Source organism: Jeotgalibacillus sp. S-D1 (assembly GCF_004358665.1).
Taxonomy (GTDB): domain Bacteria; phylum Bacillota; class Bacilli; order Bacillales; family Jeotgalibacillaceae; genus Jeotgalibacillus.
Map to the genome: position 1 here is coordinate 83080 of NZ_SMZR01000001.1, position 21989 is coordinate 105068.

At 41.1% G+C, this 21989-nt stretch carries 20 protein-coding genes, 1 riboswitch and 1 other annotated feature; of the genes, 14 read left to right on the top strand and 6 right to left on the bottom strand.

All coding sequences use genetic code 11. The features are described from left to right. Positions 1-179 precede the first annotated feature (179 nt). The 3 genes from mleCBF (at position 180) to E2R51_RS00480 (ending at position 4252) form a co-directional block, all read left to right on the top strand. A complete protein-coding gene (gene mleCBF / locus E2R51_RS00470) occupies positions 180-1019 on the top strand; it encodes a CBF family alpha/beta fold macrolide esterase (protein WP_133374982.1) in 840 nt (279 codons plus the stop codon). 124 nt (positions 1020-1143) lie between these two features. Continuing rightward, positions 1144-1369: a binding site (T-box leader), on the top strand. A 62-nt stretch (positions 1370-1431) separates the two neighbouring features. After that, positions 1432-3843 carry a leucine--tRNA ligase gene (leuS, locus tag E2R51_RS00475; protein ID WP_133374984.1) on the top strand — a complete coding sequence of 804 codons (2412 nt, stop codon included), beginning with the start codon at positions 1432-1434 and terminating at the stop codon, positions 3841-3843. Positions 3844-3937: 94 nt separating this feature from the next. Then, the gene (locus E2R51_RS00480; protein WP_133374987.1) at positions 3938-4252 is read left to right on the top strand and encodes a rhodanese-like domain-containing protein; all 315 of its coding nucleotides are present in this window, start codon (positions 3938-3940) and stop codon (positions 4250-4252) included. 141 nt (positions 4253-4393) lie between these two features. Here the strand turns inward: E2R51_RS00480 and E2R51_RS00485 are convergent, their stop codons facing one another. After that, positions 4394-4597, bottom strand: coding sequence for a hypothetical protein (locus E2R51_RS00485; protein ID WP_133374989.1), 204 nt, complete (start codon positions 4595-4597; stop codon positions 4394-4396). Positions 4598-5073: 476 nt separating this feature from the next. Continuing rightward, positions 5074-5177, top strand: a riboswitch (purine riboswitch). Positions 5178-5385: 208 nt separating this feature from the next. On the opposite strand from E2R51_RS00485, the gene E2R51_RS00490 reads away from it, so the two are divergent. The 4 genes from E2R51_RS00490 to E2R51_RS00505 all read left to right on the top strand — a co-directional run bounded on the left by E2R51_RS00490 (position 5386) and on the right by E2R51_RS00505 (position 10163). Then, on the top strand, positions 5386-6267 hold the full coding sequence (locus E2R51_RS00490; protein WP_133374991.1) for a 5'-methylthioadenosine/S-adenosylhomocysteine nucleosidase: 882 nt from the start codon (positions 5386-5388) through the stop codon (positions 6265-6267). Between the two features lie 223 nt (positions 6268-6490). After that, a complete protein-coding gene (locus E2R51_RS00495) occupies positions 6491-8311 on the top strand; it encodes a dihydroorotate dehydrogenase (protein WP_133374993.1) in 1821 nt (606 codons plus the stop codon). Between the two features lie 211 nt (positions 8312-8522). Beyond that, entirely contained in the window at positions 8523-9629 is a 1107-nt protein-coding gene (locus E2R51_RS00500) for an endonuclease (protein ID WP_133374995.1), read from the top strand. A gap of 114 nt (positions 9630-9743) precedes the next feature. Continuing rightward, the gene (locus E2R51_RS00505; protein ID WP_133374997.1) at positions 9744-10163 is read left to right on the top strand and encodes a DUF1801 domain-containing protein; all 420 of its coding nucleotides are present in this window, start codon (positions 9744-9746) and stop codon (positions 10161-10163) included. Positions 10164-10278: 115 nt separating this feature from the next. Here E2R51_RS00505 and E2R51_RS00510 read toward each other — a convergent pair whose 3' ends face one another. Next, complete coding sequence (locus E2R51_RS00510; protein WP_133374999.1) at positions 10279-10611, bottom strand: winged helix-turn-helix transcriptional regulator; 333 nt, start codon at positions 10609-10611, stop codon at positions 10279-10281. 124 nt (positions 10612-10735) lie between these two features. On the opposite strand from E2R51_RS00510, the gene E2R51_RS00515 reads away from it, so the two are divergent. Next, positions 10736-11230: a lactoylglutathione lyase family protein gene (locus E2R51_RS00515; RefSeq protein WP_133375001.1), complete on the top strand. Its 495-nt coding sequence runs from the start codon at positions 10736-10738 to the stop codon at positions 11228-11230. A gap of 312 nt (positions 11231-11542) precedes the next feature. On the opposite strand, the gene E2R51_RS00520 is transcribed toward E2R51_RS00515, so the two are convergent. Together E2R51_RS00520 and E2R51_RS00525 are read right to left on the bottom strand one after the other, a co-directional pair. Beyond that, positions 11543-12655 (bottom strand): glycerol dehydrogenase, encoded by a 1113-nt coding sequence (locus tag E2R51_RS00520; protein ID WP_133375003.1) that lies wholly within the window; start codon positions 12653-12655, stop codon positions 11543-11545. A 191-nt stretch (positions 12656-12846) separates the two neighbouring features. Then, positions 12847-13320, bottom strand: coding sequence for a nucleoside deaminase (locus tag E2R51_RS00525; RefSeq protein ID WP_133375005.1), 474 nt, complete (start codon positions 13318-13320; stop codon positions 12847-12849). A 226-nt stretch (positions 13321-13546) separates the two neighbouring features. Here E2R51_RS00525 and E2R51_RS00530 point away from each other — a divergent pair, with 226 nt between their 5' ends. Next, the gene (locus E2R51_RS00530) at positions 13547-14134 is read left to right on the top strand and encodes a nitroreductase family protein (protein WP_133375007.1); all 588 of its coding nucleotides are present in this window, start codon (positions 13547-13549) and stop codon (positions 14132-14134) included. 112 nt (positions 14135-14246) lie between these two features. Next, positions 14247-14756, top strand: a complete 510-nt coding sequence (locus E2R51_RS00535; RefSeq protein ID WP_133375009.1) for a ferritin — start codon at positions 14247-14249, stop codon at positions 14754-14756. Between the two features lie 128 nt (positions 14757-14884). On the opposite strand, the gene E2R51_RS00540 is transcribed toward E2R51_RS00535, so the two are convergent. Continuing rightward, entirely contained in the window at positions 14885-16150 is a 1266-nt protein-coding gene (locus tag E2R51_RS00540; RefSeq protein WP_133375011.1) for a BaiN/RdsA family NAD(P)/FAD-dependent oxidoreductase, read from the bottom strand. A 180-nt stretch (positions 16151-16330) separates the two neighbouring features. Between E2R51_RS00540 and E2R51_RS00545 the strand changes: the two genes are divergently transcribed. Next, positions 16331-17950 (top strand): putative polysaccharide biosynthesis protein, encoded by a 1620-nt coding sequence (locus tag E2R51_RS00545; RefSeq protein WP_133375013.1) that lies wholly within the window; start codon positions 16331-16333, stop codon positions 17948-17950. Between the two features lie 60 nt (positions 17951-18010). After that, a complete protein-coding gene (locus E2R51_RS00550; protein ID WP_133375015.1) occupies positions 18011-18724 on the top strand; it encodes a pseudouridine synthase in 714 nt (237 codons plus the stop codon). Between the two features lie 53 nt (positions 18725-18777). On the opposite strand, the gene E2R51_RS00555 is transcribed toward E2R51_RS00550, so the two are convergent. After that, positions 18778-18996, bottom strand: coding sequence for a DeoR family transcriptional regulator (locus E2R51_RS00555; RefSeq protein WP_041060221.1), 219 nt, complete (start codon positions 18994-18996; stop codon positions 18778-18780). Between the two features lie 440 nt (positions 18997-19436). Here E2R51_RS00555 and pepV point away from each other — a divergent pair, with 440 nt between their 5' ends. After that, a complete protein-coding gene (gene pepV, locus E2R51_RS00560) occupies positions 19437-20852 on the top strand; it encodes a dipeptidase PepV (protein ID WP_133375017.1) in 1416 nt (471 codons plus the stop codon). Positions 20853-20882: 30 nt separating this feature from the next. Then, positions 20883-21749 carry a D-amino-acid transaminase gene (gene dat, locus E2R51_RS00565; RefSeq protein ID WP_133375020.1) on the top strand — a complete coding sequence of 289 codons (867 nt, stop codon included), beginning with the start codon at positions 20883-20885 and terminating at the stop codon, positions 21747-21749. The last annotated feature ends 240 nt before the right edge of the window (positions 21750-21989 follow it).

Below are 21989 nucleotides of genomic sequence, written 5' to 3' on the forward strand. Positions count from 1 at the left end.
AATGAAATATTAGAATGATTCCCTTTTTAAATAATGTTTCAGAGGAGGCCTAGTCATGATTATCAAGTGGGTTCGAGTAAGATAATTTATGAGGCTGTCCAATCAGACTCCGAAAAGAGTTTATTGATCTGCCACCTAATTAACGGCGATTAGATAATAAATAATACGGAGGTAACAAAATGAGTGAACAAATGATGATCATCAATAAAGTGGATATTTGTACAGAAAGTTTTGGGAACCCAAATGACCCTGCAGTGCTTTTGATCATGGGAGCGATGTCATCTTTAGACTGGTGGGATGAGGAATTCTGTCTCCGCCTTGCTGGTCAAGGGAGATTTGTCATTCGGTATGATCACCGGGATCTGGGACGATCAGCCATTTATGAGCCTGGTACTTCCAACTATACGATAACGGATTTGGCTGACGATGCCGTGGGGGTTTTGGATGCTTATTCCATAAAACAGGCTCATATCGTCGGGATGTCCATGGGTGGTATGGTCGGACAGATTCTTGCTTTGAGATATCCGGAGCGCTTATTTACGCTTACGCTAATTGCATCAAGTGTGTTCGGAACTGAGATGGAAAAATTGCCTCCAATGGATCAAAGCATCCTGGATCACCATGCTAAAAGTGCTGCTGTAGATTGGTCAAATAGGGAGGAGGTAATTCCCTATCTTGCTGAAGGATGGAGAATGTTAGCAGGTTCCAAACCTTTTGAACAAAAAAGAATGTATAAACTGGCCCAAAGAGAGGCCGACCGCGCCAAACAGCTGCCGAGCAGATTTAATCATGCCATGCTCCAAGGGGGAGAAGTGTATTACGATCGAATGGGTGAGATCAGTGTTCCTGTTCTCATCATTCATGGCACAAAAGATCCAGCTCTTCCATTCGAGCACGGGCTTGCTCTTAAAAATGCCATCCCTCATGCTGAATTAGTGACTCTTGATGGAACAGGGCATGAAATTCATAGTGAAGACTGGGACCAAATTATCGAATCAGTTGGAAAGATTAGTTCATGAATAATGATCAGTAAAAATGACAGACGCCTTTAAAGGGTTAAAAATTGAAAACCTTGGCTATACTTCAGGGAGAAAAGTCTTGCATGTGGAGGCTCTATTGCATACAATAAAAATAATTCCATAAATTTAGACGTTGAAGAGGAATAGTAGAGATTTCATTTCGAGCCCATAGAGAGCTGACGGATGGTGAAAGTCAGCCGGATGAATCGTGAACTCACCTCTGAGTCGATTGCGCGAAGATCGTATAGTGCAATCCGTATTCCGCGATAAGGATGAACTTTTTTCAAAGTGCGTGTACACGAATTTGGGTGGTACCGCGGGAGACTTATAACCAGGCTCTCGTCCCATAATAGGGACGGGAGTTTTTTGTGTTTTTATAGGAAATTGTAACTACACGCTAGGAGGAGTAAGAATGAGTTTTAACCATCAGAAAATCGAAAAAAAATGGCAGCAGCATTGGGCTGACAATAAAACGTTTAAAACGTCAGATGATATTGGAAAAAAGAAATTCTATGCGCTTGACATGTTTCCATATCCATCCGGTGCAGGTCTGCACGTCGGGCATCCGGAGGGCATGACAGCAACCGATATCCTTTCCCGCTATAAAAGAATGAACGGCTACAATGTCCTTCATCCTATGGGCTGGGATGCATTTGGCCTTCCAGCTGAGCAGTATGCACTTGATACTGGAAATGATCCGGCTGAATTCACCAAAAAAAATATAGATACCTTCCGCCGCCAGATACAGGAGCTGGGTTTTTCCTATGACTGGGACCGCGAAATCAGCACAACCGATCCGAGCTACTATAAATGGACCCAGTGGATTTTTCTAAAGCTTCATGAAATGGGCCTTGCCTATGTAGACGAAGTCGCGGTTAACTGGTGCCCGGCGCTTGGAACTGTGCTTGCAAATGAAGAGATCATTGATGGAAAAAGTGAGCGTGGTGGCCATCCGGTCGAAAGACGTCCGATGAGACAGTGGGTGCTTCGTATTACAGCCTACGCTGACCGCTTGATTGATGATTTGGACGAACTTGACTGGCCGGAAAGCATTAAGGATATGCAGCGCAATTGGGTAGGCAAATCAGAGGGAGCTGAAATCCGCTTCCATATTGCTGATACAGAAAAAACATTTGACGTATTCACCACTCGCCCTGACACTCTGTTTGGAGCAACGTATGCAGTCCTTGCGCCTGAGCATCCGCTTGTAGAACAAATTTCAGCTGATGATCAAAAAGAAGCAATCGCACAATATATTGATAAAATTAAATCAAAAAGTGATCTGGAGCGAACTGATTTGGCAAAAGAAAAAACCGGGGTATTTACCGGTGCTTATGCCATTAACCCGGTGAACAACGAAAAAATGCCGATCTGGATTGCAGATTATGTGTTGATGAGCTATGGAAGCGGAGCGATCATGGCGGTTCCTGCACATGACGAACGGGATTATGAATTCGCAACTGAATTTGACCTTCCAATTGTTGAAGTAGTGGAAGGCGGAGACACCTCAAAAGAAGCATATACGGGAGATGGTGCCCATGTTAATTCAGACTTCTTAAACGGTCTTGGAAAAGAAGAAGGCATTTCAAAAGCGATTTCCTGGCTTGAAGAAAAAGAGCTTGGAACAAAGAAAACAACGTATCGTCTGCGTGACTGGCTGTTCAGCCGCCAGCGCTACTGGGGAGAGCCGATTCCAATTATCCATTGGGAGGACGGGACTTCAACCGGCGTACCTTTTGAAGAGCTGCCGCTTGAGCTTCCAAAAACAACTAATATCAAGCCATCTGGAACAGGCGAATCGCCGCTTGCCAATATTGATGACTGGGTAAATGTTGTTGACCCCGAAACAGGTAAAAAAGGAAAACGCGAAACCAATACGATGCCGCAATGGGCAGGCAGTTGCTGGTATTACCTTCGCTATATTGATCCGACCAATGAAGATGCGATTGCTGATCCCGAGAAAATTAAGCACTGGCTGCCTGTCGATATTTATATCGGAGGAGCCGAGCACGCAGTACTGCACCTGCTTTATGCCCGTTTCTGGCACAAGGTTCTTTATGATCTTGGCGTAGTACCGACAAAAGAGCCATTTCAAAAGCTGTTTAATCAGGGAATGATCCTTGGCGAAAACAACGAAAAAATGAGTAAATCAAAAGGCAATGTCGTCAATCCGGATGAAATCGTCAAAACGCATGGTGCCGATACACTTCGCGTATATGAAATGTTCATGGGTCCACTTGATGCCTCAATTGCCTGGTCAGAAAACGGGCTTGACGGATCCCGCCGATTCCTTGACCGCATCTGGCGTTTATTCGTTACAGAGGATGGAGCAATCACTGATAAAGTGAAAGCTCAAGCAAATGAAACACTTGAAAAAGTGTATCATCAATCAGTGAAAAAGGTATCTGAAGATATCGAAGGAATTCGATTTAATACAGCCATTTCTCAAATGATGGTATTTGTAAATGATGCCTATAAAGCCGATGTCATTCCAGCTGAATATGCTAAGGGATTTGTGAAGCTTCTTTCTCCATTCGCTCCGCATCTGGCTGAAGAGCTTTGGGAAAAACTCGGAGAAACAAATCTTGCTTATGCGGAATGGCCTGGATTTGATAAATCTAAGCTAGTTGACAATGAAGTAGAGATCGTTGTACAAGTAAATGGAAAAATGAAAATGAAGATGATGATCTCAAGAGACGCAAGCCGCGAAGAAATGGAAAAGCTTGCAACAAGTGAAGAGTCAATTCAGTCATCTATAGCAGGAAAAACGGTACGCAAGGTCATTGCAGTTCCTGGAAAGCTTGTTAACATCGTAGCAAATTAATTTTACATGCCGGACTGCTTCAAGTTAGTAGGAGGTGTCCGGCCTTCTTTTTTGTTATACTAAAGCTACTTTAAAAAGTGAAAGGAAGGTTTTTATGTCTGAACTTAAAACCATTACAGCGCAAGAGGTTCAACAAAAACTTGAAGCAGGAGAAACGCTGAACCTGATCGATGTGCGTGAAGACGATGAAGTGGCAGAAGGCATGATCCCTGAAGCGACTCACATTCCAATGGGTGACGTTGCCATGCATTTAGATGATTTAGATGATGCGAATGAATACATCTTAATTTGCCGCTCTGGCAAGCGCAGCGAAAATGTAGGCTGGTTCCTGCATGATCACGGCTATCAAGTTGTGAATATGACAGGCGGAATGCTTGAGTACGGCGGAGAGACAAAACCAAAACGATAACTCATAAAGCGATATGAATGTAAAAGGCCATCTTCAAAGCGAGGATGGCCTTTTTTACGTTAAGGAAATTAACTAGCATACGGGAACAAGCGAAAAGGCTCAGATTAACGCTGAGCCTGCTGACTAATTATGACCATTAGTCTAGTGTCTATGATGTTTTTTCTTATCAAGTAGAGCTATTAAAACTTTGATAATTAGTATTAATGAGAATAAAACAACTGCAATGATACCAATCAATGTGATAATTGAAGCTAAACCTGCTAAGAAGGTGCCTGCTAACGGAACTGCAATTAAAGCAAAACCTGCAATAATGCCCGCTAACAGCAGAAGGATAATTCGATCCATCCTGTCAACCTCCTCTCATTCTACTTCATTATATGAAAAGGTTTTTGCAATGGTGTGCCGATAAAGCTGTGTTTAACATTCATTTGAGAAAAATTTTTTTAGTAGATTTAGTAAGGACCGTTGCCGATGGATGGCGCGGTCAGAAGGCGATGGTGCGGGAAATGTAGAAGTGTGGACGGGAAATGTAGAAGGTGGAAGGCGAAGTGTAGAAGGTCGCGCCCGGGCTGTAGAAGTTTTGAAATGAAGTGTAGAACCTGCACGGCGCAGGTGGTGGAAGTAGAATCGATAAAACGTAAAATATCAGCTAAATGACCCTCGACGGTTTTTTTGTTTAACGGAAGAATATACCTTAATGATTATTGTTTACAGAATAAATGATGCTTTATTTCCTTAAACACGAACAATAATTTAATTTTATTAAATAAAGTTCAGTTTTTAGGTTGATATCAGATAATATCTTTGTTATGTTATCAAAGTAACTTTCTTATATCGTTACTCGTATATCCTCAGAAATATGGTCTGAGTGTCTCTACCCGGTTCCCATTAAAAGAACTGGACTACGGGTTAAAGTATTTTGTTGGCTGGTGATATCCTGCAACAAATTAATTTTGCATTCACTTTTTTGTTGATGCTTAATGATTAATACTTTAGCTTTTGAAGGTCTGAGGGTAGAACGCACATTCTACAGGGTTCAGGCCTATTTTTATTGTTCGAAAAATAGAGGCCGTGTAAAAGATGAGAAAGCTATGATGAAGACAGCAAGAATAACTGGCAGGGAGAGATGTTAAATGAATACCTTATTTGTAAGAAGAAATACCTTATTAGCAATTATTTCGATTTTATTTTTATCAGTACTATCGGGATGTACTTCTGGAGCTCAATCTGAAACATCAGATGAGAAAGCGCAAAGACCTATCATGGTACAAGGGCCAATGCCAATTGAAGCAGAAAAATTCGCAGAGAGATTAGAAAATGTTAAAGAAGAAAAATCAGGTTCATTTGTATTTTACATAGGAACGGTAGACGATTATCCGGTAATCGTTGCGAAAACAGGCAAGGGAATGGAAAATACAGCAGCTGCCACAGCGGTGGCAATTGAACGCTATAATCCCATCGCAATTATTAATCAGGGAACATCCGGCGGGCACGATCCAAATCTGAATGTTTTTGATATCGTGCTAGGTGAAAGAACAGTAAACATTGGTTCAATGAAAACAGCTGATAAAGATGAAAATGAGGGCATGAATCCGACAGATTGGATTCCAATGGACCTAATGGCTTCTGAAGGCAGTGCCGGTGAAGATCCAGATGCTGAAAAAATCCGTTATTTCGAAGGGGATAAGGATTTGCTGGCGGCCGCGAATGCAGTAAAAGATACGTATTCTGAAGGGAAAGTAGTGGAAGGAACAATTGGTTCTGCTGACCTTTGGAATAATGAAGTGGATCGCATCAACTGGTTTCACGAAAATTATGGAACTTCTGTAGAAGAAATGGAAGGTGCAGCAGGAGCACAAATCGCAAAAGAATACGACGTTCCTTACTTAGGGATCCGCATCCTGTCAAATAACAAAGTCAATGACGGTCAATATAACCCGGATACAGCAGCTTCTAATCAGGAATATGTTTATGAAGTAGTTAAGGAATACATTTCAGAAATGACAGCTGAATAATTTTTTATCAGAACTCTCTTCCTTAAGATTATTTTATCTTTTGGAAAGGGAGTTTTTTTATGCAGAAATAGTAAGTATGCTTTATATCTTCATGAAGAAACTTGTAGAATATGAGCGCCTTTAAGAAAAATTGGTTGGTGTTAACCAATTTGAAATTGATTTGTTTCATCTTCTCTAAGTGGTTACAATAATGATAAAAAGACACATTTAATAGGAGTTTTTTATGCCCGATTGGACGTATCACCCATTATTTAAACCATGGTTGACTAGGCTATCCCCTGGTAGATCAAGAGAATTGATTTATAAAAGTATGGGAGTAGTTTCATCGCTCCCTGGAGGACGCTCTTTTATTGGGCTGCTCGGCCATTCGATTCCACCTGTAGAATTAAGTCTTTCTGTTGATGAGGTGCACTATGCAAGTCCAGTAGGAGTTAGTTCAAGGCTCGATCCTAATGGATCAGGCGCTATTAGCTTTAATTCGCTAGGAATTAGTGTAATAGAAGTCGGCCCTGTCTCTATTGTTAAAAGGAATGTAAAAGAACCCCTCTTATACAGAAAAGAAGAGAAAATCTGGTTCCCCGCTCCTGAAAACACAAAAACGATCGAGGAGAGCAAAATTCAAATCGAATGTTTTGATGGACCAGCTATTGTTTCCATTGATAACCAGTTGGATAGTATAGAAGCTTCAGAGGTCATCCGGAAACTTAGTGATAGGGCTGAATCATTCTCCATCAGTATTGAACAAGCTGATGAATTAAAAGATCTGCCCCTCAATAAAAATCTTTACATAAATCAACAGAGCGATTCGCTTGCAAATGAAAAGCTGATTTCCTTGTTAGATTCAGCTAATATAAAAGGAATTTTACTCGAGCCGGCTAAAGTTATAGAAAATGAACGAGCTACTGAAATAGAAGATGCCAATATCTCTATCCTACAAGCGGTTCATACAATTCGAGAGGAAATATCGCAAGAATGCACAATTATTACAAAAGGAGGGGTAACGGAGCCGATGGATGCTCTGGAGCTCCACAAGAGCGGAGTATCACTTTTGCTGTTAGAAGAAGGATATGTTTTCTCTGGGCCGGGTTTACCAAAGCGAATTCATGAGGGGCTCTTGCCTGAAAATATGAACGAAAAAAACGCAGCAGGAGCACGTTGGGGTATGATGTTTGGTTTCGCGATTTTGCTAGCTGGTATCGTAGCTTTATTTTTCAGTATGACAAAAATAATCCTGCCATACGATGAAGATTTTATTGGAATGACACGGGAAGAGATCGTTGCTTTTAATTCTAATATATTAGCTTTTATGGCCCACGACCGGATGACATTGTCGGGAACGATGATAAGTGGGGGGATTATATACATTCAACTGGCACGCCATGGATTAGCATACCGGATTCGTTGGGTTTACTGGACGTTTCATGTAGCAGCGATTGTAGGTTTTTTAGGAATCTTCGCTTTTATTGGTTATGGTTATTTTGATTGGCTGCATGGATTGTTTTGGCTTATTCTTCTGCCAATTTATTTTCAATGTTACCGATTGACTAAGAATTCCACGACTCATCCAAGCTCGTCAAACCAATTCAACCATCTGGAGTGGAAAAAAGCCAATAGTGGCCAATTATTATTTGTAATCCTGGGTGTTCTTATCACTGTTGGAGGATTGGTCATTACAACAATTGGGGTAACGAATGTCTTTGTTCCCACAGATATCGCTTTTTTATGTGTAACTCCGGAAATGATCCAGGCGCTAAACGAACGTCTGATCCCGGTTATTGCTCACGACCGGGCAGGTTTTGGCAGTGCGTTGATAAGTGTGGGGATTTTGGTTTTGCTTATTTCTTTATGGGGATTTCGTGAAGGTGAATGCTGGGTTTGGAACACATTAGCTATCGGTGCACCACCCGCATTTATTGCAGGTCTGGTTACTCATTTTGTTATTGGTTATACGTCATTCTATCATTTGTTTCCCGCGTATGTACTCGTTGTCATTTACGCAGCTGGTTTAATTTTATCGTACCCATATTTAAAGAAAAGAAGGTAATATTGCAAAGTGTATAAAATAGATCAGCCCAGCCCCCGAGTCACAGAGCCTTCTAATAAGATAAGAGACTCTTTTATGTAAATATAGTTAATTCAGTATTAAGAAAGTGTTATTTGTTTGAAAATAAAGGAAATTGTGAAGGGATCCCTCTCCCGGTTGGTGAATGTTTTTATAGTAAGAAAATATAAAACAACCAAGGGAGTGCAGATGAATGAAAAAAGTGATTTTGCTCATGGTAAGCCTGGTCTTTGTATTGGGTGGTCCGATTGTACAAGCAGCAAATGCCCTATCAGTTCAAGGCGCATTGGATACATCAAATGGACAAGACGTCCTGGTTGAAGGCTATATTGTCGGGGTCCCTGTATCTCAGACCAAAGTTGAACAAAATAACTTTACAAGCAACTATGCTCTTGCACTGGCGGATGATCCGAATGAAACACAGATCTCTGATATGATCTTTGTTAAGCTCGATTCAGCATATCGCAGTGAGTATGGCCTGGCTGCCAACCCCGTTAATATGGGGGAATTAATTAAAGTAGAAGGAACAAGAGATGATTATTTTGGGCATGAAGGGGTTGAGAATGTTACATCGATTGATTCTGCTTCGGATGATGGCGGGGAAAATGAGTTACCTCCAACGGATGGTTACTACTCAAATGCTCAAGGTTTATCCGGGAATGCTTTAAAACAAGCACTTCACGATATCATTGACGATCATACGGAGCTTTCTTACAGCAATGTATGGGAGGCTTTACGAAATACGGATGAAGATCCTGCTAACCCGAATAATGTTCTCCTCCTTTACACAGGAGATTCCATTTCAAAACTCAGCAATGGGGGGAATGTGGATCAATGGAATCGTGAGCATGTTTGGCCTAAATCGCATGGGGATTTTGGAACGTCAATGGGTCCTGGAACGGATATTCATCATTTGCGGCCAACGGATGTTTCAGTAAATTCAACACGCGGGAATCTGGATTTTGATAACGGAGGCATGCTCCATCCAGACGCTCCAGATACCTATTACGACTCCGATTCATGGGAACCTCGTGATGAAGTAAAAGGAGATGTAGCGCGTATGATCTTTTATATGGCAGTCCGGTATGAAGGCGACCAGGGCGAACTCGACCTTGAAATTGTTGATATGACTGGTACAAGTGGTCCTGTGCTGGGGAAGGTATCCGTATTAAAAGAATGGCATGAAGCTGACCCGGTAGATGCAACAGAAAGAAATCGCAACGACATTATATTTTCGGATTATCAGGGAAACCGTAATCCATTTATTGATCATCCTGAATATGTAGAGTCTATTTGGTAGAAATTGTTTTTTTTTGGATGTCCTCTGTCAAGCCGGCAGGGGATATTTTTTATTACAGATATGCTCTTTACCTGATAAAATTGGTACTAGAACTAAAGCAGAGGGGGAGTACGGATGGCATATGAACAAAAAACAAAAGAGCACGACGGAAGTGTAGTGGAGTTTATCGAGACAGTCGATCATCCTAAAAAGAAAGAAGATGCCTACAGGCTTTTGGATATTTTCACCGAAACATCGGGGCATGAGGCAAAAATGTGGGGACCAAGTATGATTGGTTTTGGATCGTACCATTATCAATACGCGTCCGGACATGAAGGGGATTCTTTTTTGGTTGGGTACTCACCAAGAAAAGCAAAAATCAGCCTTTATTTTGCACCAGGTGATTCAGAACGAGAGGTACTATTAAAGGATTTTGGAAAATACACGTCAGGGAAAGCCTGTATTTATATCAACAAACTTGATGATGTAAACATAGATGTATTAAAAGCATTAATCAGGCAATCAGTTGCCTTTTTACAGAAGACGTACCCTTAAAAAAGCAGATATAAAGCAAGATTTGGGAAGGATTTTAATCAGCTCAGGTCAATTTGTATTAAGCGCAATTCCATATGGATTGCGCATTTTTAATTTCCTTCACTAAAAACAAAAGCTAAAGCCCTCCATGCTCAGTTCCCCATTTGTGCATCTGTTCAAGAATAGGCATCAGTGTATTACCGGTTTCTGTTAATGAGTATTCTACCTTTGGAGGTACGGTATTGTATTGGATTCGACTGATGAATCCATCTTCCTCCAGTTCTTTTAATTGCTGGCTCAAAACCTTATGAGTGACGCCAGAAAGAAGGCGGCGCAACTCATTATATCTTAATGTTCCATCTGTACCTAAATGCCAAAGGATAACAGTTTTCCATTTTCCACCTATTTTCTTTAATGTATATTCAATCGAACATTTCAGTTTACCTTCTTTATTCAACGGTGTATCCACAGAATTCAATCCTTTCTTACCATCAGGATAGTGACTTACAATAAAGTGCGTTCTTACGTTTCCCGCAATGCCTATTTATAATGAGCTTAAGCAACAAGTATTAAAAATAGGAGGAATAGTAATTATGCTAACTTATCCACGATCATTTTCTCATATTGGCCTATCCGTGCCAAATCTTGAAGAAGCGATTAAATTTTACACTGAGGTACTTGGGTGGTATGTCATTATGGAACCCTCAGATGTAGAAAATGATGATACTGCTATTGGACAAATGTGTCGAGATGTATTCGGTAATGATTGGGATCAATTTAGAATCGCTCATTTAGCCACCGGTGATAAAATTGGAGTCGAGTTATTCGAGTTCCCGAAAAATGAGCAGCCTGAAAATAATTTTGAATATTGGAAAACAGGATTATTTCATTTCTGTATTCAGGATCCCCATATTGAACAGCTTGTTGAAAAAATTCTGGCATACGGGGGCAAGCAAAGAATGCCGATCAGAGAATATTATCCAAATGATAAGCCATATAAAATGGTTTATGTGGAAGATCCATTTGGCAATATTTTCGAAATTTATACCCACAGCTACGAATTAACTTATTCACAGGGTGCGTATTAAGAGATTGATTTAGAAGGAGGTTGTGACAGAACTCTAAAAGTCATGTGAATTAAGCCAATTTTAATTGCAAATAGGAGGTGAACGGAGCGGAAGGCGGCGACTCCTGCAGGATTTGACGGCAAGCTGAGACCCCGCAAGGCGAAGCCTTAGGAGGGCTCAGCGCCGTCCCTGCGGAAAGCGTCCGCCTGAAGCGCAGTGAACCGGTTAGAAGAGGTGAGACACATTTGTCCTACCCTCTTTTTTTGGTCTCAAAAAATAAAGAATAAAAGATGACCTCCTTTTATAGAGATCATCTTTTAGTATTCTGTGTAATTATTTTATTCCCTTTTCTCTTTTAAACGCTTTTGCATACTGGTCAGCAGCAAAGATAGCATCCGCTACTTCATCCGCTGTGATTGAAAAAGCATTGTGAATGGTTTCTCCTTCAATGGTAGCAGCTTCAGCAACCTTGCGGATATCGTCTGCAGTTGCCTTTTCCAGCTTAACATCTTCTAACGTTACCGGTAAATCAAGGCTGATATACAACTCAATATATCGGTCAATTTCCTGTTTAGAATGCTTTTCCAGCGTCAGCTGTACGAGTGTTCCAAATGCCACTTTTTCACCGTGTGTTAAATGGTGAATGTCCCCTTCAAGTGCTGTAAAACCATTGTGAATGGCATGAGCAGCACCTAAACCGCCGCTTTCAAAGCCGAGACCGCTCAATAACGTATTAGCCTCAATGACATTTTCAAGAGCAGGTGTGACGACTTTGGCTTTAGTTGATTCAAGTGCAAGAAGTCCGTATTCAAATAATACCTTCTCGCATTTTTCTGCAATGGCTTCAGCCGCAAGGGTTGTCTTGCCGCCAGCCATGGTTTTGCCTCCAAATTGGATAACGCTTCTTACTTCAACCCATGTAGCGAGAGCATCCGCAATTCCCGATGCTAAAAAGCGGGGAGGGGCTGCCGCTATAATCTTGCTGTCGAGCAGCACCAGATCAGGATTTTTATTGTAGAAACGATAGGACTCAAATATTCCTTCATTTGAATAAACAACGGATAATGCACTGGTTGGTGCATCCGTTGAGGCAGTGGTCGGAACGACTACTGTATAGGCACTCACTTCATCTGAAACGGCTTTAATGGTGTCGATCGTCTTTCCGCCGCCAACACCAATCACCATTTTGGCGCCTGATTCTTTAGCGATATCGGCGATCCGCATAATTTCAGTCTTAGACGCTTCGCCATTGAAAACCGCTTCTTCCACTTCGATATTGCTTTCTTTTAAATATCTTACTACATCATGACCTGCAATCTCCCATACCGTTTCGTCAGCCAAAACCAATGCTTTTTTGCCGACTCCTTCAAGGTGAGTCCCTATTTTCTTAAGTGAATCTCTGCCTTGAACATATTTTGATGGGCTGATAAATATTCTTTCATCCATTATTACTGTCATCCTCTCAGCTAAATAGGTTTTCGTTAGATAACTATTATTTGCTATACATCCTCTAATTACCCGTTATAAATACCCTAAAACGTATAGTCATTTAGCTGGAAGCAACAGAAGAGGTTATTTTTTGTGCAATCCAGGCTGAAAGAAAGAGATGATTATTGTTGGTGAGGAGAGGGATTGATTTAATATTCCACTTTTTGATCCATCACTGCCCATTTTTCAAATGGAAGGTTCTTGTCTTGTACTTCAATGGCATGAAAGGGGATTTGCCGGGCTTTATGTTCTTTATTGATTTCTTCATAAATAAATTGATCATCAAATCCGCCTGCTGCAGCCAGTTTTTGATCAGCTGCGTAATATACTTTTTCAACTCTGGCCCAGTATATAGCCCCAAGGCACATCGGGCAGGGTTCACAGCTTGTATACAAAATGCAGCCGGATAACTGAAAGGATTGCAGCTTTTCACATGCTTTTCGAATCGCCTGTATTTCGGCATGAGCAGTGGGATCGTTAAAAGAAGTAACTTTATTCTGGCCATAAGAGACCATCTGTCCATTTTTATCTGCAATGATGGCTGCAAACGGCCCCCCATGATGGGATTCAACATTCTCCATTGCCAAGCGAATCGTGTGATTTAAATAATCGATATGCTTCATCCTATTCCTCCTAATGGTTCATTAAAGAATAATCATAAATCCACATGGATTCCATTCATTGGTTAGATTATATGACAAGTATTTAGTATTTGATATGGATTAAATGAATTTGAAATTTGTTGATTGTGCCTTATTTTTATAGTAAATTAGTAAATGAGAGTGATTATCAATATCACAATTACAGAAGCCATCATCGACCATATTAGAAAAGATAGGATGATACCAGATGACTCAGAACTTATTTTCAAATACAAAAATAGACACCCCCCTAAGAAAAACAATTCGTGAGAGGCGTTCGATAAAGTCCAACTACAAGCAGGAGACAGTTGAGGAGTCACTTGTTATGGAGATTTTAGACGACGCAGTGTGGGCGCCCAATCATGGTTTGCGTGAGCCGTGGCGATTCATATTTATCTCATCTGAAGATAAAGAACAATTTGTTGAAAAGCTGGTGCAGACTTTTCCAAAGGAAATGCATGAAAATCGCCGTCACTACTTTAACCAGCCAGCTGCATTCCTCATTATTGTTATGCCAGAAGACTCACGTCAGAAACAGCGGGAAGAGGACTTTGGAGCAGTAAGCTGTCTTATCCATAATTTTCAGCTTTTGGCATGGGAGAAAAAACTGGGCGTTGTATGGAAAACAAATCCGCATATCTATGACCCGAAAGTTCGAAAACTGCTGGGTGTAGAGGCTGGAGAGAAAATAGTCGGTTTTTTACATCTCGGATTTTTTACGGAGGAGTTCATTCCAAAAATGAGAGAACGAACGGATCCCCGTGAGAAACTGACGCGCTTTAACGAGATAGGTTAAAACCTTTATTAAAATAAAAACAACAAGATGGGTTTATAGAAAGATAGCCGTGATATAGTAAGTATATAATTGCTAGTAGAAACCCAACTAATTTAAAGGGACAGGTGATCGTATGCTAAGTCAGGAATTAATTAAAGGGTTAAATGACCAAATGAATTATGAATTCTATTCTGCACATGTGTATCTTGCTACTGCAGCCTATTGTTCCAATGAGAGCCTGGATGGTTTTGCGAACTTTTTCCTTGCTCAGGCAGAGGAGGAACGTTTCCATGCGATGAAATTTTATCAGTTTATTATCGATATGGGAGTAAGAGCTGAAGTTGACAGCATGGCTAAACCAAATAATGAATTTTCTTCTGTACTGGAAGCATTTGAACGATCTCTGCAGCATGAAAAAGAAGTGACAAGCCGAATTTACAAGCTGGCTGATATGGCAATGGATGAAAGAGAGCATGCTACGATGAATTTCCTGAATTGGTTTATTGAAGAGCAGGTTGAAGAACAAGCAACCTTTGATACCATCATCCAAAAATTAAAACGCATCGATAAAGACAGCAATATGTTTTATATGCTGGAAAATGAACTTGGAAAACGGACGTTTACCGGAGCAAGTGAAAAATAGAAAAACCCATTCATGCGGTCACTGATTAAAGTGGCCGCTTTTTCATGGCATTTTTTACGTGATTAGGGGAGGGAACTTCTGTGTTTAAGGCAAAATGAAAAAAGGACCCCAAAAAGGAGTCCTCGCAATTATGTTTCCTGCAGTATGCCTGCATTAAATCCAGCCAATCGGCCGGTAACCAGGGCGGAAGTAATGTTATAACCGCCTGTGTAGCCATGGATATCAAGCAGCTCGCCGCAAATGAATAAGCCTCTGCATTTTTTCGATGCCATCGTTTTGGGTTCAATTTCCTTCACTGACACACCGCCGCCCGTCACAAATGCTTTTTCAATCGACTGTGTTCCGTTTACTAATAGCTCAAATGACTTCATAAGCTGTGAAACCAATCGGATTTTATCGCCAGCGATTGTCCCTGCCTGCTGATCTGGATCAATAGCGGCCTGTGCCATTAAAAAATGAAGATAGCGCTCTGGAATTAGTCCCTTCCATACATTTTTAATGGCTTTTTTGGCATCTTCTTTCGCTTCTTTAAAAAGCTGCTGAAATAGCTCTTCTGCTTTAATAGAAGGAACCGAATCAATACGGAGGGTTACAGGCTGCCCTTTTTGCTTTTTGATTTCTTTTACTACATACTGACTGCAGCGCAGAATAGCTGGTCCAGACAAACCAAAATGGGTAAACAGCATGTCCATTTCATGGGTGACAATCGGTTTACCTTTTTTATTTAAAACACTTACCGCAGCTCCGCGAAGTGCAAGCCCCTGCAGTTCCCGATTTTGAATAAAGGGTTCATCAGAAAGAAGCGGAACCTCAGTAGGGAATAGCTCAGTAACCGTATGACCAGCTTTTTCCACCCATGGATAACCGTCACCGGTTGAGCCGGTCTGAGGAACCGATTTTCCGCCGACTGCAAGCACCACGGCTTTTGCTTGGATCTGATCTCCATTTTTCAACTGAATGCCTTCTATGGCTTCTTTATGAACAAGGAGATCAGCCACTTCAACATTTGTCCGGATTTCTACATTCAGCTCGCCAAGTCTTCTAAGAAGGGCATCAACGACTGATTGCGCTTTATTTGATACAGGGAACATCCGCCCGTGATCTTCTTCTTTTAATGCCACGCCCAGCCCTTCGAAAAATGCGATAATATCCTCATTGTTAAAGACCGAAAAGGCGCTGTATAGAAATCGTCCATTTCCGGGTATATGTTTGATAATTTCTTCTACAGGAAGCCTGTTGGTGACATTGCATCGGCCACCGCCTGATATGGCAAGCTTTTTGCCAAGCTTTGATCCTTTATCGACAAGCAATACCCGTTCTTTATTTTCACCTGCAGCAATAGCAGCCATTAAACCGGATGGGCCGCCGCCAACCACAATTACATCATAGTTCATTTTTTCACCATCTTTTCTTCAACTAACTCTTCGTTTATTTTATCGTTCCCATCCCGCTTGTTCAATGATTTGCCTTATTCTGCAATCGAAAATTAATTGTCATTCCCATTTTAGAGTAGTACACTAATGGTTAGTGTCGAAATAGGAGTTTTCCTTAGAGTAGGAAGTGAACAGAGAAATATGTCATCATCAACATTAGTAAGAGGAACCTTTATCTTAACGCTTGGAACCTTTATATCAAAGTTTTTAGGATTGTTTTATGTAATCCCATTTTATGCATTGCTTGGAAATGGGGAAGGTCCTGTTGCCCTTTATTCCTATGGATACGTACCATATACCATTTTTTTATCAGTGGCAACGGCAGGCGTACCTCTCGCCGTTTCCAAATTTATAGCTAAATATAATGCTCTGGAAGAATATGAAATAGGCAGAAGGCTTTTTCGGTCAGGTTTATGGTTAATGACCTTAACCGGTTTTATTGCTTTTCTTATTATGTATGTATTCGCTCCATTTTTTGCGCAAATGACAATCGAAGCAGATGAACAGTTGATTTCTGTTGATCAGGTAACTACGGTTATCAGAGCTGTAAGTTTTGCACTGATTATTATTCCATTTATGAGTTTGATTCGCGGTTTCTTCCAGGGACATCAATCGATGGGACCCACAGCAGTATCCAATGTAGTGGAGCAAATTGTCCGGATTGTTTTCTTATTGATTGGGGTTTATGTTGTTCTTTATGTAATGGACGGCTCAATGACCACAGCAATTGCTGTTGCGACATTTGGCGCGTTTGTAGGAGGAGCGGCTAGCCTTGGGCTATTAATTTGGTATTACATCAAACGGAAACATCATTTAGATAAATTGCTTGAACGAAATCGCGGAGAAGTTGATATATCTCTAAGAGAAATGTACAAGGAAATCGTTTTATATTCGATTCCATTCGTTCTTGTAGGGGTGGCGAATCCGCTATTCCAATTGATCGACATCGTAACCTTTAACCGGGCCATGTCATCCATTGGCCTGGCTGCTGTTTCAGATTTTCAATTTGGTATTTTAACTTTCACCACTCATAAGCTTGTGATTATTCCGGTTTCGTTAGCCACAGCATTTGCAATGACTTTGATCCCGGTCATTACGAGCACATTTTCAAAAGGAAATTGGAAGTCGCTTAATCACCAGCTGGATCAGACGTTTCAGATTTTATTGTTTTTAACCATGCCAGCTGCAATTGGACTTGCTCTATTAGCAGAGCCGGCGTATACGGTGTTCTACGGATACAGTGAACTGGGAACAGAAGTACTTCGAACGTATTCGCCTGTTGCCATTTTATTTGCACTGTACACGGTTACCGCTGCGATGATGCAGGGGATTAATGAACAGCGTTGGAGTGTTTTAAGCCTTCTGGCTGGATTGCTGGTTAAACTGGCCATTGCGATTCCACTGGTTAAACTGTTTGAGGTGCAGGGTGCTGTACTCTCTACAGCGATCGGTTATCTTGCTGCAATTGTCATTAACCTGCTTGTCATTAGGCATTTTGCTGCCTATAAATATCGCATTGTAGTAAAACGTACAGTGCTAATGATTGTATTTAATATCATTATGGCGGTACCTGTGCTGCTATCTTATTTAGGATTAACCCTGTTTTTAGACCCTGCTGGCCGCTGGCAGTCAATCATCATTTTAATTATAAGCGGTGGAATAGGCGCATTTGTTTATTTTGTCTTAAGCTTAAAATCCCGTTTGGCCGACCGGTTATTTGGCGATCGGATTACAAGACTTCGAAAACGATTTACATCATAAGACGAAAAGCCGGTGGCCAGCCGGCTTTTGGTTTGTAAAAAAAGAAGAGGGGGGTTATGGATGCGTTTAGATAAATTATTAGCGAATATGGGTTACGGCAGCCGCAAGGAAATGAAAAAACTTCTGAAATCAGGCGCGGTCGTGGTAAACGGAGAGCCGGTGAAGGAAGGAAAAGCAAAGGTGGACCCTTTCAATGATGAGGTTGTCGTGAATGGAGAAAAGATTGAGTACCGGGAATTCATTTATATCCTTATGAATAAGCCTCAGGGAGTTATTTCAGCAACAGAGGATCGTCAGCACGAAACGGTCATTGACTTATTGCCGGTGGATTACTCAGTATTTGAACCATTTCCTGTGGGGCGGCTTGATAAAGATACTGAGGGCTTGCTGTTGTTGACAAATGACGGACAGCTGTCCCATCAGCTGCTTTCTCCTAAAAAGCATGTCCCAAAAACATATTATGCGGAGATTGACGGCAAAGTAACAGATCTTGATATACAAGCATTTAAAAATGGCGTGACACTCGACGATGGTTATGAGACTAAACCAGGAGAACTGGTTATCCTTTCCTCCGACGAAATTTCAAGAATTGAATTAACCATAACAGAAGGTAAATTTCATCAGGTGAAGCGGATGTTTCAGGCTGTTGGCAAAGAAGTTACGTTTTTAAAAAGGATATCAATGGGCTCTTTGACCCTCGATCCTTCCCTTAACCTTGGGGAATTTCGCGAATTGACAGCGGAAGAACTGGATCGTTTGCAAAATAATGAATGAACTTTTAAAAAAGACCCTGTCTCAAAATATGAGGCAGGGTCTGCTTAGGGTTATTATGATATTTTTACTTTTTTATGTGTCGTCGTCCATTTGCCACGACTAGGACTGCTCACTAAATCGTTATAGGCTAACACATTCAAATCTCTTTGAATGGTGCGAGGTGTGATGCCAAATTCATCCACCAAATCATTTGTCGTTACCGTTCCGTTTTCTTTAATGAACATGTACACAGATTTGATACGAGTCAGCATCCGATTCGTAGTAGGTTTCAAAAAACCACTCTCCCTCATCTTTTTTCCATGGGCAATGACTACAGTAGACTTTATGTTGAGTATCGCTCAACGACACGTTTTGTTGGTTGCCTCACGACAGCCCCTTTTCTAAAGAGAATTCGACAAAATATTGTCTGACAACTTCATTGTACAATTATTCTAATTATTTTTCTAGTGGTAAGAAGGTATTTACAATTTATTAACAATTTTTGAATCCGAGATAATGGATATTGTTTCGTTAAGAGGAAGATTAAAACAGAAAATTACATGGATGCTGACTATTATTCCAAAAAACTCCTGAATATGCCTGTCTTGACCGGGGATCCTTTACGGGAGGCTTAAATGTTTCAGACAATTGACTTATTTATTTGCGCAACACGTGCTTGTCTCTTCATAATCGATTATAATGAGAGACATTACATAAAAGGGGTGAAAAACTCGTGCCCATTAATTGGACAAAAGAAGTAGAAAAATACAAAACTTCACTGATAAAAGATCTTCAAGGGCTGGTTCAGATCCCGAGTGTGCTGGATGAGGAAAATGCTACACCTGAAGCACCTCTTGGCGAGCATGTTAAAGAAGCGCTCGATTGGATGATTGCTCTTGGAGATAAAGACGGATTCGAAACGAAGATTACAGGCAATCTTGCCGGTCATATCGAAATGGGGGATGGAGAGGAGATACTCGGTGTTCTCTGCCATGTCGATGTAGTTCCAGCCGGAGAAGGATGGACGTATCCTCCTTTTGAGGGAAGAGTGGAAAACGAGCGCCTTTATGCCAGAGGAGCCATTGATGATAAGGGGCCGACCATAGCAGCTTATTATGCGATGAAAATCGTCCATGATCTGGGGATTCCCTTTACAAAAAGGGTGAGAATGATCATCGGTACAGATGAAGAAAGCGATTGGCGCTGTGTTGAACACTATTTTAAACATGAAGAAATGCCAGCGTTAGGCTTTGCGCCTGATGCGGATTTTCCGATTATTCATGCGGAAAAAGGACTTATTGATTTCAATTTGAATGTTGCCCGCTCGAAGGTAGATGAGTATGCGCCAAAGATTGAATTGCAGTCCTTTAATTCGGGAGAGCGTTACAATATGGTTCCTGACAGGGCAGTTGCCGTGCTTACCACTCATTTGGATCAAACATACCTGCTTCAGGAATACGATGAGTACTTAAAAGAAAATGAGCTGGCAGGTGATTACTATATTGTCAGCGGGAATTTAACCATCGAACTTCATGGGAAATCTGCTCATGCAATGGAACCTGACCATGGGAAAAATGCGGGCCTTTTTCTACTAACGTTTTTAAATCGATTTGACTTAGATGTTAATGCCAAAGCTTTTTGCGCATTTGCCAGTGAGAGGCTGTACAAAGATTCCAGAGGACATTTGCTTCACATTGCCGGGAGCGATGACATAAGCGGCGATCTTACGGTGAACACCGGTAAAATACGCTACAGTAAAGAAGATGCTTATTTCGGATTGAATGTGCGTTATCCAGTCACATATGATATGGATGCAGCAATAAAAAAAATCACACCGCAATTAAAGGAAAAAGATATTGCAATACAAATTTTATCTGATGCAAAACCTCATCATGTAGATGGGGATGATCCCTTTATCCAGACGCTGCTGAAGGTGTATGAAGAGCAAACGAATCAAAAGGGGGAACTGCTGGCAATCGGCGGGGGCACTTATGCAAGGTCTTTGGAAAAGGGAGTGGCATTTGGTGCTTTATTCCCTGGCAAAGAAGATGTAGCCCATCAAAAAGATGAGTATATCGATATTGATGATCTCTTGAAAGCAACAGCTATTTACGCACAAGCCATTTTTGAAATAGCTTGTAAAAAATAAAATGCTTTGATGCAAAAAGGAGAAATGAACATGGGAACCATTTTGTTAAATAATCAATTTATTGATCGATCACAAGGCACTGTTGATATTGAAGACCGCGGCTATCAATTCGGAGACGGCGTATATGAAGTCATACGAATTTACGAGGGGAAAATGTTCACAGGTGATGAGCATCTTACGCGTCTTTTCGAGTCGGCAGAAAAAATCCTTTTGGACCTTCCTTTTACAAAAGAAGAACTACTGGGAAATCTTTTGCGGTTAATTGAAAAAAACAGCTTAAATACCGGAATTATTTATCTGCAGGTAACCAGAGGTGCATCTGTCCGCCAGCATCAATTTCCAGCTGCAAGCGAAGCGGTATTAACAGCTTACACGAAAGAAGTGGCACGCCCTGAGGAACAATTGAACCAAGGGGTTACAGCAATTGTGGCCGATGATGTTCGCTGGCTTCGGTGTGATATAAAAAGCTTAAATTTGCTGGGAAATATCCTTGCAAAACAGGAAGCCTTCTCACAGGGAAGCTTTGAAGCAATCCTGCATCGTGATGGAACGGTAACAGAAGGATCATCATCCAATGTATTTATCATTAAGAACGATCAATTACTTACGCATCCTGCAACAAATTTAATACTAAATGGCATAACCCGACGTGAGATTCTTCGTTTATGCGCTGATATCGGGCTGAATTACAAAGAAGAATCGTTCACGCTGGACCAGCTGAACGACGCTGATGAAGTATTTATTGCCAGTACAACAGCTGAGGTTATGCCGGTTGTTCAAGCAGGTGATACGATCGTCGGAAATCGCAAGCCTGGAAAATGGACAACAAAACTTCAGGCAGCATTAAAAGATTCCATTCAGCAGCAATGCGGAGAACTTGTTCATTCGAAGGGATAATGTTCAATAGTTGAATGAAATGCAGAAGAATTAATGGGAAATGTTCATTAAAAAAGACTGGGTCAACTATAGGGTAATAAAAATAAGGAAAAAGATTCTGCGCAAAATAAAGAATGAGGCTTAGACACAATAGAGACAATGACTATTTCTTCAGCAAAGGACCGGTTCATTTCCGCTGCAGACGGAGGCTTTCCGCGTGGCGGGAGGTGAGCCTCCCTGATGCTGCCGCATCATTGAGTC

Bases quoted from the DNA above. Each gene is read 5' to 3' on its own strand.
- mleCBF (WP_133374982.1), top strand. From the start codon at position 180: ATGAGTGAACAAATGATGATCATCAATAAAGTGGATATTTGTACAGAA.
- leuS (WP_133374984.1), top strand. From the start codon at position 1,432: ATGAGTTTTAACCATCAGAAAATCGAAAAAAAATGGCAGCAGCATTGG.
- E2R51_RS00480 (WP_133374987.1), top strand. From the start codon at position 3,938: ATGTCTGAACTTAAAACCATTACAGCGCAAGAGGTTCAACAAAAACTT.
- E2R51_RS00485 (WP_133374989.1), bottom strand. From the start codon at position 4,597: ATGGATCGAATTATCCTTCTGCTGTTAGCGGGCATTATTGCAGGTTTT.
- E2R51_RS00490 (WP_133374991.1), top strand. From the start codon at position 5,386: ATGAATACCTTATTTGTAAGAAGAAATACCTTATTAGCAATTATTTCG.
- E2R51_RS00495 (WP_133374993.1), top strand. From the start codon at position 6,491: ATGCCCGATTGGACGTATCACCCATTATTTAAACCATGGTTGACTAGG.
- E2R51_RS00500 (WP_133374995.1), top strand. From the start codon at position 8,523: ATGAAAAAAGTGATTTTGCTCATGGTAAGCCTGGTCTTTGTATTGGGT.
- E2R51_RS00505 (WP_133374997.1), top strand. From the start codon at position 9,744: ATGGCATATGAACAAAAAACAAAAGAGCACGACGGAAGTGTAGTGGAG.
- E2R51_RS00515 (WP_133375001.1), top strand. From the start codon at position 10,736: ATGCTAACTTATCCACGATCATTTTCTCATATTGGCCTATCCGTGCCA.
- E2R51_RS00520 (WP_133375003.1), bottom strand. From the start codon at position 12,655: ATGGATGAAAGAATATTTATCAGCCCATCAAAATATGTTCAAGGCAGA.
- E2R51_RS00525 (WP_133375005.1), bottom strand. From the start codon at position 13,320: ATGAAGCATATCGATTATTTAAATCACACGATTCGCTTGGCAATGGAG.
- E2R51_RS00530 (WP_133375007.1), top strand. From the start codon at position 13,547: ATGACTCAGAACTTATTTTCAAATACAAAAATAGACACCCCCCTAAGA.
- E2R51_RS00535 (WP_133375009.1), top strand. From the start codon at position 14,247: ATGCTAAGTCAGGAATTAATTAAAGGGTTAAATGACCAAATGAATTAT.
- E2R51_RS00540 (WP_133375011.1), bottom strand. From the start codon at position 16,150: ATGAACTATGATGTAATTGTGGTTGGCGGCGGCCCATCCGGTTTAATG.
- E2R51_RS00545 (WP_133375013.1), top strand. From the start codon at position 16,331: ATGTCATCATCAACATTAGTAAGAGGAACCTTTATCTTAACGCTTGGA.
- E2R51_RS00550 (WP_133375015.1), top strand. From the start codon at position 18,011: ATGCGTTTAGATAAATTATTAGCGAATATGGGTTACGGCAGCCGCAAG.
- dat (WP_133375020.1), top strand. From the start codon at position 20,883: ATGGGAACCATTTTGTTAAATAATCAATTTATTGATCGATCACAAGGC.